The sequence below is a fragment of the Gordonia sp. LUNF6 genome (assembly GCF_047041125.1).
GTDB lineage: Bacteria > Actinomycetota > Actinomycetes > Mycobacteriales > Mycobacteriaceae > Gordonia > Gordonia sihwensis.
This window is the reverse complement of sequence record NZ_CP178181.1, coordinates 3,520,469-3,536,711: the sequence shown is the minus strand read 5'-3', so window position 1 is coordinate 3,536,711 and position 16,243 is coordinate 3,520,469. Positions and strand designations below refer to the sequence as shown.

General features: G+C 68.8%; 18 protein-coding genes and 1 riboswitch. Of the genes, 10 read left to right on the top strand and 8 right to left on the bottom strand.

Annotation, left to right across the window (positions count from 1 at the left end):
• The first annotated feature begins 1 nt into the window (after position 1).
• The 4 genes from ACK8HH_RS16490 to ACK8HH_RS16475 all read left to right on the top strand — a co-directional run bounded on the left by ACK8HH_RS16490 (position 2) and on the right by ACK8HH_RS16475 (position 5,051).
• A complete protein-coding gene (locus tag ACK8HH_RS16490; protein ID WP_006897982.1) occupies positions 2-1,882 on the top strand; it encodes a YhgE/Pip domain-containing protein in 1,881 nt (626 codons plus the stop codon).
• 48 nt (positions 1,883-1,930) lie between these two features.
• Entirely contained in the window at positions 1,931-3,313 is a 1,383-nt protein-coding gene (locus tag ACK8HH_RS16485; protein WP_006897983.1) for a glutamate decarboxylase, read from the top strand.
• 77 nt (positions 3,314-3,390) lie between these two features.
• A complete protein-coding gene (locus ACK8HH_RS16480; RefSeq protein WP_006897984.1) occupies positions 3,391-4,056 on the top strand; it encodes a hypothetical protein in 666 nt (221 codons plus the stop codon).
• Positions 4,053-5,051: a helix-turn-helix domain-containing protein gene (locus tag ACK8HH_RS16475; RefSeq protein WP_375003451.1), complete on the top strand. Its 999-nt coding sequence runs from the start codon at positions 4,053-4,055 to the stop codon at positions 5,049-5,051. The genes ACK8HH_RS16480 and ACK8HH_RS16475 overlap by 4 nt, the downstream gene beginning before the upstream one ends.
• Here ACK8HH_RS16475 and ACK8HH_RS16470 read toward each other — a convergent pair.
• A complete protein-coding gene (locus ACK8HH_RS16470; protein WP_006897986.1) occupies positions 5,048-5,539 on the bottom strand; it encodes a hypothetical protein in 492 nt (163 codons plus the stop codon). The genes ACK8HH_RS16475 and ACK8HH_RS16470 overlap by 4 nt on opposite strands.
• A gap of 302 nt (positions 5,540-5,841) precedes the next feature.
• On the opposite strand from ACK8HH_RS16470, the gene ACK8HH_RS16465 reads away from it, so the two are divergent.
• The gene (locus tag ACK8HH_RS16465) at positions 5,842-6,912 is read left to right on the top strand and encodes a helix-turn-helix domain-containing protein (RefSeq protein WP_412475360.1); all 1,071 of its coding nucleotides are present in this window, start codon (positions 5,842-5,844) and stop codon (positions 6,910-6,912) included.
• 18 nt (positions 6,913-6,930) lie between these two features.
• On the opposite strand, the gene thiD is transcribed toward ACK8HH_RS16465, so the two are convergent.
• Together thiD and thiC are read right to left on the bottom strand one after the other, a co-directional pair.
• Positions 6,931-7,743: a bifunctional hydroxymethylpyrimidine kinase/phosphomethylpyrimidine kinase gene (thiD, locus tag ACK8HH_RS16460; RefSeq protein WP_062366550.1), complete on the bottom strand. Its 813-nt coding sequence runs from the start codon at positions 7,741-7,743 to the stop codon at positions 6,931-6,933.
• Between the two features lie 47 nt (positions 7,744-7,790).
• A complete protein-coding gene (thiC, locus tag ACK8HH_RS16455) occupies positions 7,791-9,482 on the bottom strand; it encodes a phosphomethylpyrimidine synthase ThiC (protein ID WP_082084081.1) in 1,692 nt (563 codons plus the stop codon).
• A riboswitch (TPP riboswitch) is annotated at positions 9,474-9,587 on the bottom strand. Its footprint overlaps the gene before it by 9 nt.
• 126 nt (positions 9,588-9,713) lie before the next feature.
• On the opposite strand from thiC, the gene ACK8HH_RS16450 reads away from it, so the two are divergent.
• Positions 9,714-10,064, top strand: a complete 351-nt coding sequence (locus tag ACK8HH_RS16450; RefSeq protein ID WP_006897990.1) for a GNAT family N-acetyltransferase — start codon at positions 9,714-9,716, stop codon at positions 10,062-10,064.
• Positions 10,065-10,092: 28 nt separating this feature from the next.
• Here ACK8HH_RS16450 and ACK8HH_RS16445 read toward each other — a convergent pair whose 3' ends face one another.
• The 5 genes from ACK8HH_RS16445 to ACK8HH_RS16425 are packed head-to-tail and all read right to left on the bottom strand — an operon-like array spanning position 10,093 to position 13,222.
• Positions 10,093-10,875: an exodeoxyribonuclease III gene (locus ACK8HH_RS16445; protein ID WP_045540517.1), complete on the bottom strand. Its 783-nt coding sequence runs from the start codon at positions 10,873-10,875 to the stop codon at positions 10,093-10,095.
• 4 nt (positions 10,876-10,879) lie between these two features.
• Entirely contained in the window at positions 10,880-11,365 is a 486-nt protein-coding gene (locus tag ACK8HH_RS16440; RefSeq protein WP_412475359.1) for a barstar family protein, read from the bottom strand.
• Positions 11,362-11,874 carry a ribonuclease domain-containing protein gene (locus tag ACK8HH_RS16435; RefSeq protein ID WP_006897993.1) on the bottom strand — a complete coding sequence of 171 codons (513 nt, stop codon included), beginning with the start codon at positions 11,872-11,874 and terminating at the stop codon, positions 11,362-11,364. The genes ACK8HH_RS16440 and ACK8HH_RS16435 overlap by 4 nt, the downstream gene beginning before the upstream one ends.
• 30 nt (positions 11,875-11,904) lie before the next feature.
• Entirely contained in the window at positions 11,905-12,621 is a 717-nt protein-coding gene (locus tag ACK8HH_RS16430) for a GCN5 family acetyltransferase (protein ID WP_260868776.1), read from the bottom strand.
• Between the two features lie 10 nt (positions 12,622-12,631).
• Entirely contained in the window at positions 12,632-13,222 is a 591-nt protein-coding gene (locus ACK8HH_RS16425) for a peptide deformylase (protein WP_045539684.1), read from the bottom strand.
• Between the two features lie 168 nt (positions 13,223-13,390).
• Between ACK8HH_RS16425 and ACK8HH_RS16420 the strand changes: the two genes are divergently transcribed.
• The 4 genes from ACK8HH_RS16420 to ACK8HH_RS16405 all read left to right on the top strand — a co-directional run bounded on the left by ACK8HH_RS16420 (position 13,391) and on the right by ACK8HH_RS16405 (position 16,221).
• Positions 13,391-13,747 (top strand): DUF3263 domain-containing protein, encoded by a 357-nt coding sequence (locus tag ACK8HH_RS16420; RefSeq protein WP_006897996.1) that lies wholly within the window; start codon positions 13,391-13,393, stop codon positions 13,745-13,747.
• A gap of 57 nt (positions 13,748-13,804) precedes the next feature.
• Complete coding sequence (locus ACK8HH_RS16415) at positions 13,805-14,326, top strand: LytR C-terminal domain-containing protein (RefSeq protein ID WP_006897997.1); 522 nt, start codon at positions 13,805-13,807, stop codon at positions 14,324-14,326.
• Between the two features lie 136 nt (positions 14,327-14,462).
• A complete protein-coding gene (locus ACK8HH_RS16410) occupies positions 14,463-15,065 on the top strand; it encodes a superoxide dismutase family protein (RefSeq protein WP_006897998.1) in 603 nt (200 codons plus the stop codon).
• A 25-nt stretch (positions 15,066-15,090) separates the two neighbouring features.
• Positions 15,091-16,221, top strand: coding sequence for a glutamate--cysteine ligase (locus ACK8HH_RS16405; protein WP_412475358.1), 1,131 nt, complete (start codon positions 15,091-15,093; stop codon positions 16,219-16,221).
• Positions 16,222-16,243: the final 22 nt, after the last annotated feature.

The window sequence follows — 16,243 nt, the reverse complement described above, 5'->3', positions numbered from 1 at the left end:
CATGCTCGCCGCCTTTTCGCCGGGAAGCGATTTCAAGCGTTACTACCGCGGGCGGATGCCACGGCTCGCGCTGGCCGTCATCATCCTGATGCCGCTGCTCTACGGTGCGCTCTACCTGTGGGCGTTCTGGAACCCGTTCAACGCCGTCGACAAGATCCCGGTGGCTCTGGTGAACCTGGACAAGGGCGCCGAAGTGATGGGGAACAAGCTCGACGCCGGCGACCAAGTGGTGCAGGGGCTCATCGACTCGAAGCAGCTCGACCTGCACGTGGTGTCCGAGGAGGAGGGCGCCCAGGGTGTCGCCGACGGCAAGTACTACTTCTCGATCACCCTGCCCGAGGACTTCAGCGCCAAGGTGGCCTCGCCGACGTCGAGCGAGCCCGGCTCGGCCGAGCTGATCTTCACCTACAACGACGCGAACAACTACCTCGCGACCATCATGGGCCAGGACGCCGCGCAGCAGGTGGTCAACAAAGTGTCGGCGCAGGTCGGTTCCCAGACCTTCGAGATCGTTCTGAACGACGCGGGGTCGATGGTCGGGAAACTGACCCAGGCGGCCGACGGGGCCAACGAGCTGAGCGCCGGACTGGTCACCGCGCACGACGGCTCGGCGAAGCTGTCGTCGGCGTTGAACGAACTCAACGACGCGATCGTCGAGGCGACCGATCCGCTGATGGCGCTCTCGGAATCGCCGGGCCGCGGAATGAGCGCGGCCGAGTTGAGCGCGGCGGCCGACCGGATGAGTCGGACGGCGGCCGGACTGAGCACGATCAGCGGCGGCGCGGCCACCGCGGAGAGCGACGCCTCGCAGGCTCTCGCCCGCGTCACCGCGCAACTGAAGGGACATCCCGACCCCGCGGTCCGCGCTGCAGGTCAGGCGCTCGAGGGCGTGCGCCGCCAGCTGGCGACTCCGCAGCGACCCGATCTGCCGAGCTCGGCTGAGCTGGCGCAGTTGAGCACCGACACCGCCGCGGTCAGCCGCGAGCTCGCCGATCCGTCGAGTCCGGTGCGCATGGCGATGACTCTTCTCGAGCCGGGCGTCATGCACGACGATCTCGTGAAGGTCCGCGCCGGATCGGCCGAACTCAGTTCCGGCGCCGACCAGCTCACCGCCGGTCTCGTCGAACTGTCCTCCGGCTCCAAGGAACTGGCGTCGGGCCTGAACCAGGGCGTCGAAGCGATACCGCACTGGTCCGCCGCGCAGAAGAAGGAACTGGCCGACACCCTCGGGCAGCCGGTCAAGCTCACCGAGAACACCGAGCACGAGGCCGCGACCTTCGGTACCGGTTTCGCACCGTTCTTCTTCTCGCTCGCGCTGTTCGTCGGCTGCATCATCGCCTGGATGCTGTTCACCCCGATCCAAGCTCGGCCGGTGGCGCAGGGACTCGACTCGCTGCGGGTGGTGCTCGCATCCTATGCGCCGACCTTCGCCGTCGGTTTCCTCCAGGCGGCGATCCTGTACGCGGTGGTCGTCTTCGCGATCGGGATGCGCCCGGCGTATCCGGTGGCCACATTCGGCTTCATGCTGCTGATCGTCGCGATGTTCCTGGCGATGATCCAGATGTTCAACGCGCTGTTCGGGCCGGCCGTCGGGCGGGTGGTCACGCTCGCGTTCCTGATGATCCAGCTGACGTCCGCGGGCGGCATCTATCCGGTGCCGACGACGACCCTCCCGTTCCAGTACATCCACTGGGTGGACCCGATGACCTACACGGTCAACGGTCTGCGCCAGCTGACGCTCGGCGGAATCGACCATCGACTGTGGATCGCGATCGCCGTGGTGGCGGGCCTGACCGCGCTGTTCATGGCAGGGTCCACATGGGCGGCACACCGCAACCGCCAATACACGATGGACCGCTTGTATCCGCCAGTCGAGGTCTGACCGGCGCCGAGTTCCCGCGCTGTACCCACCGCTGTTGAAGGAGAAGAGATGCCCAACTCGCGTTCGACCGACTCGATGATCGTCAGTCCCGTGTTCACCCGCGGGGGAGAGGCGACCGAACTGCCTCGGTTCGAGATGCCCGACGAGATGATGCTGCCGGAGACGGCGTATCAGATCGTGCACGACGAGGCGATGCTCGACGGAAACGCCCGGCTCAACCTGGCGACCTTCGTCTCGACCTACATGGACAAGGAGGCGCAACTCCTGTACATGCAGACGGTCGACAAGAACATGATCGACAAGGACGAGTACCCGGCGACGGCGGCGATCGAGGACCGCTGCTGGCGTATCCTCGGCAACCTCTGGCACAACCCCGACGTCGACCAGGCGATCGGCACCTCGACCATCGGGTCGTCGGAGGCCTGCATGCTCGGCGGCCTGGCGCTCAAACGCCGGTGGCAGGCCAAGCGCAAGGCCGCGGGTGAGTCGATCGAGAAGCCGAACCTGGTGATGTCGACAGCGGTGCAGGTGTGCTGGGAGAAGTTCTGCAATTACTTCGAGGTGGAGCCTCGCTGGGTGCCGATCACCGAGGAGCATCTGTTCCTCGACGGCTATGAACTCGAGAAGTACGTCGACGAGAACACGATCGGCGTGGTGGCGATCATGGGCCAGACGTACACGGGCGCGTACGAGCCGGTGAAGGAGATCTCCGCCAAGCTCGACCAGATCCAGAAGGACACCGGCCTCGACGTGCACATCCACGTCGACGGTGCCTCGGGTGCGATGATCGCGCCGTTCTGCCAGCCGGATCTGGAGTGGGACTTCCGCGTCGACCGTGTCGCATCGGTCAGCACCTCCGGCCACAAGTTCGGTCTGGTGTATCCGGGCGTGGGCTGGATCGTCTGGCGCGACGCCGAGGCGCTCCCGGAGAGCATGATCTTCCACTGCAGTTACCTGGGGGGAGACATGCCGACGCTCGCGCTGAACTTCTCGCGGCCGGGCGCCCAGGTGCTGCTGCAGTACTACCAGTTCCTGCGGCTGGGGCGGGCGGGCTATGCCGCCGTCCAGCAGGGTTCGCTCGACGTGGCGCAGTACCTGTCGTCGGCGATCGCGGAGATGGGCCCGTTCGAGTTGATCAGCAAGGGCGACACCATCCCGGTGTTCGCGTGGCGGCTCACGAAGGACGCGAACCCGAACTGGAACCTGTACGACCTTCAGGACCGGCTTCGGATGAAGGGCTGGCAGGTGCCCGCCTACCCGCTGGCCGACGATCTCGCCGACATGACGGTGCAACGGATCGTGGTGCGGGCCGGGCTCAGTCACGATCTCGCCGACAAGTTGCTCGACGATCTGCGCGCGGAGGTCGACTTCCTCGAGAAGCTCGACGCGCCGATGCCGCGTGAGGGCAACAACTCGCACTTCCACCACTAGACGTCCGTGGTCCGCTGCTCGTCTCCTCAATGTGGGAGGCGAGCGGCGGGGAGTCGCTCAGGAGACACGTACCGTCCATGACCAATCGCAACGCCACCACGGCGCTGACGAGCCGGATCCTGACACCCTCGGTGGTTCATCAGTGCATCGGCTTCATGATCGGCTCTGCGCTGTTCGCGATCGGCTCGGCTCCCGGTTTCGGGAACTGGGCCGGCGCGTCCGTCGTGAACATCTGCTATTTCGCCGGCTCCTGGTTCTTCACCGGTGCGGCGTTCATCCAACTGGTGCTCAGCGGCAGTCCCACCGTCCCCGTCTCGTATGCGCCGGGGGTGATGGTTCGCGCCGAGTGGTTCGCGGCGGCGACGCAGTTCTTCGGCACACTGCTGTTCAACGTCAGCACCGGCGGGGCGCTCATGACGCACACCATCCGCGGCGAGAAGCATCTCGTCTGGACTCCGGACGCGGCCGGCTCGGTGGCGTTCCTGGTGAGCGGGTTCTTCGTCCTCGTCGCCTTCTCCCACGCCACGGGACGGATGTGGGCGCCCGGTGACCGGAACTGGTGGTCGGGCCAGATCAACTTCATCGGGTGCGTGGCATTCGGCGTCTCCGCCGTCGCCTCCTACATCACGGTCGGCGGCATCACCGTCGATGCCGTGGCCGCCAACGTGGGCACCTTCGTCGGCGCGATCTGCTTCTTCCTGGCCTCGGCCGTCGTCCTCCCACGGGCATCGGCGGCACGATGACTGCCCGGCCCGCCCCGGACGAGATCAGGGACTGGAGCCGGTCGGTCGGCGTGTGCGACGACGATCCGCCGCTCGTTCTCGGCGGGCGGCAGGGACTGGCGGCCTACCGGGACATGGTGGGCGTCGACCGGCTCGCGAGCGCTGACCCGGAGACTTTCGGCGCAGCGATCCACCAGCGCAGGCTGTCGGTGGTGACGGCCACACGGGCGCTGCGCACACCGCTGACGTGGCACGCGGAGGTTTCCGAACCCCCACCGGACGGCGACTTCCTGTTGATCGCGATGCCCGACGCCGCGGGATCGTCCGGCGACCACGTCGTGGTCGTGACCGGCGGCTCGCCGGAACCGCCGTCGTCCGGTGACCTGGCGGACGTGGCCGCGCTGCGGATCCCGGCCGACGAACTGGGAGTCGGGGCGAGGACGCTCGCCACGGCCGGTGTACTCATTCCCGACACCCTGTTGGCGGCGGTCGCGGCGCGCAGTGTCCGCGGGTTCGTCTCATCGGTCATCGCGCGCGATGTGCGGACGCCGACCCTGGCCGCCGAGATCGCGATGATCGACATGCTCTCCGCTGTGGTCGCCGAGACGGGCTGCCGGACCGGTGACGTGTCCGGCACCACCGCCTACGTCCGGGAGCAGACTCACGAACTCATCGAGCGGCACTTCCGCGATCCGTCGCTGTCACCGGCGGTGTTGGCCGGGCGCCTTCACCTGTCCCGGCGCCAGTTCTACCGCCACTTCGAGGACTGCGACCGGAGCGTCGCCGAGATGATCGCCGACCGGCGACTGCAGGCCGCGCGGGTGCTGCTGATATCGAACCCGGCGGCGTCGATCGCCTTGGTGGCACGAGCGTGCGGGTTCGCGTCGCTGGGCGCCTTCCGCTTCCGGTTCCGCCGCGCCTACGGTCTGGGCCCCAATGAGTTCCGTGATCGGCTGGCGCAGTCGAGGGCGGGAGGGGCGCCCGCGTCCGCGGAGACCTCGCGTCCGGTGGGCTAACCCGACTTCGCAGGCGGGGCGACGGTTTCGGTCACCGTCTTGGTGTCGGTCTCGGTCCGGGTCCTGGTGACCGTGTCGGTCACGGTGCGCGTGGCCGTGGCGTTCGACGTCGCTGTCTCGGTCGCGGTCTCGGTCACGGTGTCGGTCGCGGTGCGCGTGGCGGCGCTGCCGGTGGTCGTCGAGATCACCGTGGTGGTGTCGACGACGGTCTCGGTGACCGGAGCCTGGCTGTCGGACGATCGGCTCTGGCCGACGAGGAAGAAGCTGACGATGACGAGAGCGGCGGCGAGGCAGGCGACCGCGGTGATGATCCGCCAACGCCGGACGGCCGCGGTCTCCGCGGCGGCGGCCGTCACGGGTTCCGGAGGGCCGGTCGGCGGGCCGTACCCCGCGGGCTGGTTGCTGTAGGCGGTCTGTCCCGCGGACGCCGGGTACTGCGGCTCGCTCGACGGGGGTGTCGTGGGGCCGTCGTTCGGCGGCTGGGTCACGGGCGCTCCTAGGACGAGACGATGCGGGCCGCGGCGGGTCGACGCGCCGCGGTCTCCCAGAACAGTACCGCGCCGGGTATGCCGCGATGCCGGCCTGCTAGCAGTTACCCCCAGGTAGTGACAGTTGCGACGCAAGTTTGCCGATCGGACCCGCCCGATGTGACCCGAATATCACCTTGGCGCTTTTGGTGATTCGCTCGACACTGATAATTGGGTGTGCAAGTATGTCAGATGAGAAAGCAAGGCTCCCTCCCAAAGCCAGGCCCATCTCGCCATGTCCCCCATGCGTAGAAGGTCTCCTCATGCCCCATAGTGCAACCCTGCCCAAGACAAGTCTGTCCAATACGCGCGCTTCGTTCCCTCAGGCGGCACGTCCCGGACTGGCGACCCGGCTCACTCCGCGCACCGTCGCCGAATGGGAAGCGCGGCTCGGCGTCGGCAGTGTCCCGACGCGCCCGCGTCCGGACCGGTTCACCGGCCATTCCGGCACCACCGCCTACAGCCCGACGGTCGACGTCCGCATCGCGGAACCGGAGACCTTTCATGCGATGCGCTTCGCACAGAGTCTGTCGTCGATCGTGACCTACTGCGCACTGCAGCCCGCGATGACGATGGAGCGCACGGCGGAGCGGGTGCGGAACGAGCCGTCGGACTCTCTGGTGGTCAGTGTCAGCGGTATGCGCGGACAGTCACTCATCCGGCAGAACGGCCGGGAGTTCGTCTACGGCCCCGGCGACCTGGTGTTCGTCAGCAACGCGACCCCGCACAGCCTGGTGACCAACGCCGTGGCCGACCCGTCCGGACTGCTCATCCCGTTCAATCGGCTCGGCAAGCACCGCCACATCGCCGAGCGGCTGCAGCGTCCCATCGCGGCCAACACCCCGCTGGCCCGCGCGGCCGCGGTCTTCGTCCGCCGATTCGCCGCCGAGACCTCGGCGCTCAATGCGGGGCAGGCGACGGGCACCGTCTCGGAGCAGGCCGCCGTCGATCTGATCGTCGCCGCGCTGTCGGAACTCGACGGTTCTCCGACCGGCACCGAGGACAACGCCCTGTTCGTCCAGGAGGCCGCTCGCGACCTCATCGACCGCCACCACCGCGATCCCAGCTTCTCCCCGGACGCGATCGCCGAGCGGCTGCACCTCTCGCGCCGCCAGCTGTACCGCTACTTCGAGAACTGCGACACCTCGCTCGCGAGCCGGATCGCCGATCGCCGGCTGCAGACCGCCCACGAGATGCTCATGCAGAACGCGGGCGCCTCGATCAGCACCATCGCGCTCTCATCGGGCTTCCCGACGGTCGCGACCTTCCGGAACCGGTTCAAGCAGCGCTACGGCGTCGGACCGGTGGAGTATCGCCACCGCGTGCGCGGATAGCGGCGGGGCCGGCACCGGTCACGGCGGGGAGTCGGCCGCCGGATCGAGCCGCCACAGCGGGTTCACCGGGCCGTGGCCGGCGCCGAGCGGATAGGCGGCGGCCAGGCCGCGGGTGACCCACCGCTTCGCGAAGGCCACGGCGTCGGGCACGCGGTAGCCGTGGCCCAGCGCGCCGGTGATCGCCGCGGCCAGGGTGTCGCCCGCACCGTGGTCGTGCGGGGTGTCGATGCGTCTGCCCGGGAACTCCAGGAACTCTCGGCCGTCGTACAGGATGTCGGGGCTGTGTTCGCTGCCCCGCAGGTGGCCGCCCTTCACCAGGGCCCACCGGGCGCCCGTCTCGCGCAGTGCCGCGGCGGCCGCCCGTTGGCTCGCACCGTCCACGACGTCGATCCCGGTCAGTAGGCGCACCTCGTCCAGGTTCGGCGTGACGACCGTGGCGAGCGGCATCAACCGCTCGGTGAGCGCACCGAGGGCGTCGGACGCCAGCAGGGGATCGCCGTGCATCGACGCGCAGACGGGATCGACCACCAGCGGCACTCCCGTGTCACCGCCGATGCCGAGCTGCGTCGCGGCCTCGGCGATCGCCGTGATGATCGGATCGGAGGCCAGCATCCCCGTCTTGACCGCACAGACGCCGATGTCGGGAACCACCGAGTGCATCTGCGCCGCGACCACCGCCGGATCGATCTCCTGGATTCCGGTGACCCCGGTGGAGTTCTGCACGGTCACCGCGGTGACCGCGACGCAGGCGTGCAGGCCGAGCATCGCGAAGGTGCGCATATCGGCCTGAATGCCCGCGCCGCCGCCGGAATCGGAGCCGGCCACGGTCATCACCCGGACCGGGGTGACGCCGGGGCCGGCCTGCGGAAGCCGCAGGGTCACGGCGCGGCGGCCTCGGAGATCGGCAGGTACACCTGGTTTCCCGCCGCCGCGAACTCGGCCGATTTGGCCGCCATGTCCTGTGCCAGCCGCGCGTCGATGTCCTCCTGCGTGACGAGCCCGTTCTCCTGTGCATAGGTGCGGACGTCGGCCGAGATCCGCATGGAGCAGAACTTGGGGCCGCACATGGAGCAGAAGTGCGCGGTCTTCGCCGGCTCGGCGGGCATCGTCTCATCGTGGTACTCGCGTGCCGTGTCGGGATCGAGCGCGAGGTTGAACTGATCGGTCCAGCGGAACTCGAAGCGCGCCTTGCTGAGGGCGTCGTCGCGTTCCTGGGCGCGCGGATGACCCTTGGCGAGGTCGGCCGAGTGTGCCGCGATCTTGTAGGTGATGACGCCGACCTTCACGTCGTCCCGGTTCGGCAGCCCCAGGTGCTCCTTCGGCGTCACGTAGCAGAGCATCGCCGTGCCGGCCTGCGCGATCATCGCGGCGCCGATCGCGGAGGTGATGTGGTCGTAGGCCGGCGCGATGTCGGTGGCGAGCGGGCCGAGCGTGTAGAACGGGGCCTCCTCACACAGCTCTTCCTCGAGCCGGACGTTCTCGGCGATCTTGTGCATCGGGACGTGCCCGGGGCCCTCGATCATCACCTGTACGCCGTGGCTCTTGGCGATCTTCGTCAGCTCGCCCAGGGTCCGCAGTTCGGCGAACTGCGCCTCGTCGTTCGCATCGGCGATGGACCCGGGGCGCAGGCCGTCGCCGAGCGAGAAGGTGATGTCGTACCGCGCGAAGATCTCGCACAGCTCGTCGAAGTGCGTGTACAGGAACGACTCAGTGTGGTGGGCCAGACACCATGCGGCCATGATGGAGCCGCCGCGCGAGACGATGCCGGTCACCCGCTTGGCGGTCAGCGGGACGTAACGCAGGAGCACGCCGGCGTGCACGGTCATGTAGTCGACGCCCTGTTCGGCCTGTTCGATGACGGTGTCGCGGTAGATCTCCCAGGTCAGGCGCGTGGGATCGCCGTTCACCTTCTCGAGCGCCTGGTAGATCGGCACGGTTCCGACCGGGACGGGGGAGTTGCGCAGGATCCATTCGCGAGTGAGGTGGATGTCCTTGCCGGTCGAGAGATCCATGATGGTGTCGGCGCCCCACCGGGTGGCCCAGACCATCTTCTCCACCTCTTCGGCGATGGACGAGGTGACGGCAGAGTTGCCGATGTTCGCGTTCACCTTCACCGCGAAGGCCTTGCCGATGATCATCGGCTCCGACTCGGGGTGGCGGTGATTGACCGGAATCACCGCGCGTCCGGCGGCCACTTCGCTGCGGACCAGCTCGGCGTCGACGCCCTCGCGCGCGGCGATGTATCTCATCTCCGGCGTCACGATCCCGGCGCGTGCCCAGGCCAGCTGGGTGGCCGCGTCGTGCCCGCCCACGGGCACCGGTGCCGGCCGTTCCCAGGAGTCGCGCGTCTTCGCCAGCCCCTTCTCGAGGTCGATGGTCGCCGACGAGTCGGTGTACGGACCGGAGGTGTCGTAGAGGTCGAGGTGCTCGCCGTTCGTCAGATGCACTCGACGCTGGGGAACGGCCATGCCGTCGACGTCGAGGTAGACCTTGCTGCTGCCCTCGATGGGGCCGCAGGTCACCTCGGCGGTGGCGTCGTCACGTGTGGTTCCAGGCATGGATGTGCCCATGATGATCCTCCCTACGCCGGCATTATCCGGACAGGTTCAGGCGGTCGACGACCGCCTGTCGCCATCTCAGCCCCCGGTTCCGTGGGAGCCCCCGCGTGTGAAGTTGTGCGGTGCCCACCATACTCACGTCGTCCGGTCGCGTCGCATCGTGATGCAGATGTGACAGATGTGACTTGCGTCTCCCCGTCGAACGAACGTAATCTTGTGACGCTGGTCACAGGAGGTCAACGAATGCATCGCAAAGTCCGTCACTCGCATCCGCCGCAGTCGGCGCGCTCGCTGCTGCACCAGATCTCCGAGGTGTCCCACAATCCGGAGCGGGAGCGCTTCGAGTTGCGGGTGGGCGGCGACCTGGTCGGCGTGCTCGGCTATCGCATCGACGACGGTCCCGACGGCGAGGTGGTGACGATCCTCCACACGGTCCTCTACGACGAGTACAGCGGCCACGGGCTGGCCACTCGGCTCACCGGCGGCGCCATGCAGTACATGCGCGACAACCAGCTCAAGGTGCGGCCGCTGTGCACCTTCACCAAGCACTTCCTCGACGCCCATCCCGGCATGGTGGCGATGGCCTCCGCCTGAGGCGGACCGACCGGCGCACCCGCCGGGATCAGCTCAGGTCGAACACGAGGGGGGCGTGATCGCTGGCGCCCTCCGCGGCGCGGGCGTCGCGGTCGATGAAGGCGTCGTGGATACGGTCGTCCAAGGCGGGGGAGCAGAGCGCGAAGTCGATGCGCATGCCCTCGTTGCGGGCGAAGCGCCCGGCCTGGTAGTCCCAGAAGGTGTAGGTCCCCGGACCGGGGGTGAAGGGGGCCGCGCTGTCGACGAATCCGCCTTCGACGAAGCGGCGGAAGGCGGCGCGCTCCTCGTCGGAGGTGTGCGTGCGGGACGCGAAGTACTCGGGGTCCCACACGTCCTCGTCGGTCGGCGCCACATTCCAGTCTCCGGCGAGAGCGACCTGGGCGGCGGGATCGTGCGACAGTTCCAGCGATGTGACATCGGCGAGGGCGCTGAGCCAGTCGAGTTTGTACTGGAAGTGATCGTGTCCCGGCTCGCGCCCGTTGGGGGCGTACAGGCTCCAGACGCGCACGCCACCGCAGGTCGCCGAGATGGCTCGCGCCTCCCGTTCACCGGCGTAGAGCGGCTGCCCGTCGAATCCGATGTGGATGTCGTGCACCCCGATCCGGGACGCGATCGCGACGCCGTTGTATCCGCTCGACCCGTGGAACGCGACGTCGTAGCCGTGGGCCAGAAAACTCATCACCGGGAACTGATCGTCGGTGCACTTGGTCTCCTGCATCGCGAGCACATCGATCGCATGCCGATTCATCCATGCCACGACCTGCTCGGATCGGGCGCGGATCGAGTTCACGTTCCACGTCGCCAGGCGCATGGCGTCAATCCTGCCGCAACCGCATCAGGGGCGCACCGGCACCCTCCCATCGGCCTGCGACGGCGGCCGCGTCGTCGGCGGACGTGAGCAGGACGAGTCCGAAGCGGCGGCCCGATCGGCGCAGCCGCTCCCGCCAGTGCGCGGGGGAGGTGGCGAACCAATCGAAGTCGCCTTCCGGAGCGTCGGCCAGGAGTCGGCCGGCATCGGAGACGACGGTCAGCAATGCCGTCGCCCGAGCGCCGGTGGGGGTCCGCAGACCGGTGGGGAGGTCGCCCATGCAGTCGTCGAACGCGTCTTTGTTGTGCCCGAAGTGGCCGGGGAAGTCCCATGCGGCGGCGAAGAGGTCGTACAGTCCGTCCAACGTGCGCATCCGGTCGCCCGGCAACCGCCGGACCGCTGCGCCGGTGCGGTAAGTGGTGACGTCGCCGATCGCGAGCGCTGTCGCCGGGCCCTCGCCGGCGAGGAATTCGGTCAGGGAAGCGGTGGTCACGCCGACGGCCCCCGGATCTGGACGAAGGTCCGATAGTGGTCGAGGGTGTACCAGGCGGACCCGTCGCTGCCGGTCACGATGCGTTCGGCGTCACGTCCGCGTCCCGGCTTCTTGGGGTTGACGTCCCATTCCTTGTAGACGATGCGCCGCCCGTCTGCGGACTTGACCGGCAGCTTGCGCTCGTTGTTCCGGAAGGTGTCGCCGCCGTGGGTGCCCGGGGCGTTCGCCGCCTCCGGCCACCGGCCCGAATCGATCTCGTTCAGCGTCTTGGTGACCCGGGTGGGAGCGTCGCCGCCCCTCGCCTCGACCGTCGCCGGGCCGGGCGCCGCCGTGGACGTGCCGAGGAGCGGGCCGGCGGCCGTGGACGTCGGTGCGGACGACGCGTCGTCGGGGCTGTCGCGGCCGTCGATCCACCACGTGAACGCCGCGATGGCGAGCAGCGCGATGACGGCGAGCGCCGAAGCGATGATTCGTCGCCTGGTCAGGTCGGGGTCGGTGGAGTTCGGCATCGCCGTCCACCGTAATTCATCGCGCCGCCGCTACAGAGCCAGCAGGCGGCACGTGTGGTGCAGTTCGAAGTTCAGTGCTCGCCACGCCGCGCGGGCCGAGTCGTCGGACGCCGCCACCGTCACCGCGACCACCCCGTCGGCGATCGGCGCCCTGTCGCCGGGCGGAGTGGGGCCCGTCGGCTCGGGCCCGATCAGCACCTCGTAATCGGCCGAACTCGCGATCGCCGCACCCAGCGAGGCGACGCGCATCAGCCGGTCGGCGACGATCACGCGGCGCGGCAGCCCCCGGCCGTCGAGCCAGCGCAGCGCCGCGGGCAGACCGGCCGCGGTGGAGCCGAAGTCGACCGGTGCCGCGGCTCCCGACCGCAGAGAGTCGCCGGCGCCGTTGACGAGCCACCCGTCGGTCTCGGTTCGCTCGGCGGCCGGTGCGGCGCGCATCAGCGCTCGCTCCACGCCGCGGATCTCGGAGTTGCGCACCACCCGTCGCGAGAGCAGTCGCACCGACGTGATCGCATCGGTGCGGATGCGGTGGCGGACGCCGTCGCGCTCGACGACGATCGCCTCGCCGGTCCGCTCCCGGAGCAGCCCGGTGATGTCCGACAGGCTGGGGGAGCGATCGGTCGGGGGATTGGGTGAGGCCCGCCAATCGGCGGGCGCGTCGGCGCCGAGCCGGTACCGGACCACCACTCGATCGCCGACCGCGGGCTGCGGTCCGCGAGAGACGGGCGACGGGTCCGGCGACGGCACGGCGGGCGGGTCAGTCGTCGTGGCCGAACGGATCGGTGACGGTGCCCGGCAGCCAGGTGAGGCCGGGCACGCCCCAGCCGTTGCGCTTGATCGCCTTCTTGGCCGCCCGCGCGTTGCGCCCGATCAGCACGTCGACGTAAAGGAATCCGTCGAGGTGTCCGGTCTCGTGCTGCAGCATCCGGGCGAAGAATCCGGTGCCCTCGATCTCGACGCGGTCGCCGTTGCGGTCGGTGCCGACCACCTTGGCCCAGTCGGCCCGCCCCGTCGGAAAGCCCTCCCCGGGCACCGAGAGACAGCCTTCGTCGTTGTCGTCGGGATCGGGCATCGTCTCGGGGATCTCGGAGGTCTCCAGGATCGGATTGATCACCTCGCCGCGCCGGCGCACGCCGGCGTCGGGGCAGTCGTAGACGAACATCCGGAGCGGCCGGCCCACTTGATTCGCCGCGAGTCCGACGCCGTTGGCGGCGTCCATGGTCTCGTACATGTCGTCGAGCAGAGCGACGATCTCGGCCGAGGGCTTCGAGTCGGCGTCGAGTTCGACCGGGGTGGTCGGCTGGTGCAGCACGGGTTCGCCGATGATGCAGATCGGGAGAATTGCCATGACAGAGCAGTCTACTGCGCGAGAGGTCCGGTTTCGCTGCGGTGCGTCGGCACGGACGGCGGCCGCGATCGTGGTTAGATGTTCGACGGAACCACACTGATGTCATTCGTGCGCCGAGGCGGCGTGCGAGCCGGTGTGAATGCACGGTCCAGCTGTTTGAGGAGCGAGATGAACGGCGCAACGGCGAGTAGCCCGCAGGGCGACGACCCCTCGGCGATCGACGGAGCCCGCGACCAGGCTGCGAACCTCGACCCCCACGAGGTGGGTCCCGACGGACTGACCCGGCGTGAGCGGGAGATCCTGAACTTCGAGCGGCAGTGGTGGAAGTACGCGGGATCCAAGGAAGACGCGATCAAGGAACTGTTCAACCTGTCCGCGACCCGCTACTACCAGGTGCTGGGGGCACTGGTGGACCGCCCGGAGGCGCTCGCCGCCGATCCGATGCTGGTGAAGCGTCTGCGCCGGCTCCGCGCCTCGCGCCAGAAGGCCCGCGCGGCACGACGGCTCGGGTTCGAGATCACCTGACGCGGGCGCGGCCGGCGCACGGGCTGCGCGGGTGGCCGGTGGGTTAGAGTTGCCGTGATGAATGCTGAGCGAGAGAACAACCGACTTCCGCTGCGTGCGGGTGCCATGCTGCTGTTGGCGATCGCGGTCGTCTGCCTCGGCCTCGGCATCCATCAGTTGACGACCAGCGGTGAAGATCCCGACGCCGGCCTCAAGGCCGCCGGGCAGAGCGCACAGGCCGCCGCCGAGTCGGAGAAGCAGCAGGAGCAGGCGACGTCGAGCAAGTCTCCGTCCAGCAGCACCGCGCCCGCCGCGGACACCGAAGGCGTGCCCGAACTGTGCGTCCTCAATGCCGGCAACGTGACCGGTCTGGCCGGTTCGGTCAGCAAGGAGCTCACGGCCGCCGGATTCAAGGTCGGTGAGACGGCGAACCTGAGCACGTCCAGCGTCAGCGAGAACACCATCTTCTACTCCCCCGAGCAGGAGGAGGCCGCCAAGAAGGTGGCCGCGGCCGTGCCGGGCGGTGCCGCCCTGAACCCCCGGCCGACGGCTTTCACGCGTTGCCCGGAGGGCCTGCCGGTCGTGGTGGTGAGCCGGTAGCACGCGGGCCGGACGCACCCGTCATAATCATTGGCGAACAGTAAACATCAGCGAACACGGCAACAGCCCCAACGTGCACGCGAAGCGGATGGACATCCGCCCAGCCGACCACAGCGCCGACGACTAAGGAGCACACATGACCGTCCGTAGCACCAATCGCGCTTCGACCGTCCGGGTCATGGCGGCCGTGGCCGCCGCGGGCGGCGCGGCCCTGGCACTCTCGGCCTGCACCCCGAACGAGCAGCCGAGTGACGTGCCCGGCACCACCCCCGCGGTCGTTACCGGCGACCAGGTGGCTCCCGGCGACGTCGTGAACGCCGACGGCATCCCGGCGAGCGCGCAGTCCGCGTCGACCACCCTGGTCAACAAGGACGGCAACCGCGTGGGCTTCGTCAGCTTCTCGCAGGAGGGCGAGGCCGTGAAGGTGTCGATGCGGGTGGCCGGTGTGAAGCCGGGCGAGCACGGCATCCACATCCACACGGTCGGCAAGTGCGAGCCCGCGACCGGGTTCTCCACCGCCGGCGGTCACTTCCAGGCCGACGGTCACACCGGCAAGCCGGAGTCGGGCGATCTGGCCACGCTGAACGTCCTCAAGGACGGCACCGCCAGCGCCAGCACCACCACCGACGCGTTCACCGTCCAGGACATCCGCGGCAAGGCCGTCATCCTCCACGATCTCGCCGACGGCGGCTCTGAGGCACCGCGCCTGGCCTGCGGCGTGATCTCGCAGACCAGCTAGCGCCGACCCGAGGCAAGGAGCCGCGGTGACCACTCCGGCGGCGATCCCGTTCCACGGGTCGCCGAAGCCGACGCTCGGGGTCGAGTGGGAACTCGCCCTGGTCGACAAGTCGAGTCGCGACCTGTCGAACGCCGCAGACCGGCTCTTCGAGCTCGTCGATGCGCGCGCCGGCGATCAACGCGACAAGATCCATCGCGAACTGCTGCGCAACACGGTGGAATTGGTCACCGGCATCTGCACCACCGTCGGCGAGGCCATGGACGATCTCGGCGGGTCGCTCGACGTGGTGCGCGGGCTGTGCGACGAGATCGGCATCGATCTGTACGGGGCGGGAACCCACCCCTTCGCGGAGTGGTCCGCGCAGCAACTCACCGAAGGCCACCGATACGCCGAGTTGATCGAGCGGACGCAGTGGTGGGGCAGGCAGATGCTGATCTGGGGCGTGCACGTGCACGTGGGCATCGACAGCCGCGACAAGGTGCTGCCGATCCTGTCGTCGCTGCTGAAGTTCTATCCGCATCTGCTCGCGCTGTCCGCGTCGTCGCCGATGTGGGCCGGACGCTCGACGGGGTATGCGAGCAACCGCGCGATGATGTTCCAGCAGTTGCCGACGGCGGGGCTGCCGTTCCAATTCGAGTCGTGGTCGGAGTTCGAGGGCTTCGCGCAGGACCAGAAGACCACCGGGATCATCGACCACCTCAACGAGATCCGCTGGGACATCCGGCCGTCGCCCCATCTGGGAACCATCGAGGTGCGGGTCTGCGACGGAGTGTCGAACCGGCGTGAACTCGCGGCGATCGTCGCCCTGACCCATTGCTTGATCGTCGACCTCGACCGGCGCCTGTCGGCGGGACAGACGTTGCCGCAGATGGCTCCGTGGCTGGTGCAGGAGAACAAGTGGCGCGCCGCCCGCTACGGGCTCGATGCGATCATCATCCAAGACGCCGAATGCTCGGAGCGCCTCGTGACCGAGGACCTCGCCGAACTGCTGGTGCGTCTGGAACCGGTGGCGGCGTCGCTGGGCTGCCTCGAGGAACTGGGTACGGTCGCCGACATCATCACCGGCGGCGCCAGCTACCAGCGGCAGCGCCGGGTCCTCTCCGAGACCGGCGACATGCGCAAGGTGGTCGACTCGGTGGTCGCCGAACTCGGTTAGCGGACGCGTCCGCGACCGCGGT

Bases quoted from the DNA above. Each gene is read 5' to 3' on its own strand.
- ACK8HH_RS16445 (WP_045540517.1), bottom strand. From the start codon at position 10,875: ATGCGCCTGGCGACGTGGAACGTGAACTCGATCCGCGCCCGATCCGAG.
- ACK8HH_RS16425 (WP_045539684.1), bottom strand. From the start codon at position 13,222: ATGGCAATTCTCCCGATCTGCATCATCGGCGAACCCGTGCTGCACCAG.
- ACK8HH_RS16435 (WP_006897993.1), bottom strand. From the start codon at position 11,874: ATGCCGAACTCCACCGACCCCGACCTGACCAGGCGACGAATCATCGCT.
- thiC (WP_082084081.1), bottom strand. From the start codon at position 9,482: ATGGGCACATCCATGCCTGGAACCACACGTGACGACGCCACCGCCGAG.
- ACK8HH_RS16410 (WP_006897998.1), top strand. From the start codon at position 14,463: ATGACCGTCCGTAGCACCAATCGCGCTTCGACCGTCCGGGTCATGGCG.
- ACK8HH_RS16450 (WP_006897990.1), top strand. From the start codon at position 9,714: ATGCATCGCAAAGTCCGTCACTCGCATCCGCCGCAGTCGGCGCGCTCG.
- ACK8HH_RS16480 (WP_006897984.1), top strand. From the start codon at position 3,391: ATGACCAATCGCAACGCCACCACGGCGCTGACGAGCCGGATCCTGACA.
- ACK8HH_RS16485 (WP_006897983.1), top strand. From the start codon at position 1,931: ATGCCCAACTCGCGTTCGACCGACTCGATGATCGTCAGTCCCGTGTTC.
- ACK8HH_RS16490 (WP_006897982.1), top strand. From the start codon at position 2: ATGCTCGCCGCCTTTTCGCCGGGAAGCGATTTCAAGCGTTACTACCGC.
- thiD (WP_062366550.1), bottom strand. From the start codon at position 7,743: ATGACCGTGGCCGGCTCCGATTCCGGCGGCGGCGCGGGCATTCAGGCC.
- ACK8HH_RS16415 (WP_006897997.1), top strand. From the start codon at position 13,805: ATGAATGCTGAGCGAGAGAACAACCGACTTCCGCTGCGTGCGGGTGCC.
- ACK8HH_RS16420 (WP_006897996.1), top strand. From the start codon at position 13,391: ATGAACGGCGCAACGGCGAGTAGCCCGCAGGGCGACGACCCCTCGGCG.
- ACK8HH_RS16475 (WP_375003451.1), top strand. From the start codon at position 4,053: ATGACTGCCCGGCCCGCCCCGGACGAGATCAGGGACTGGAGCCGGTCG.
- ACK8HH_RS16465 (WP_412475360.1), top strand. From the start codon at position 5,842: ATGCCCCATAGTGCAACCCTGCCCAAGACAAGTCTGTCCAATACGCGC.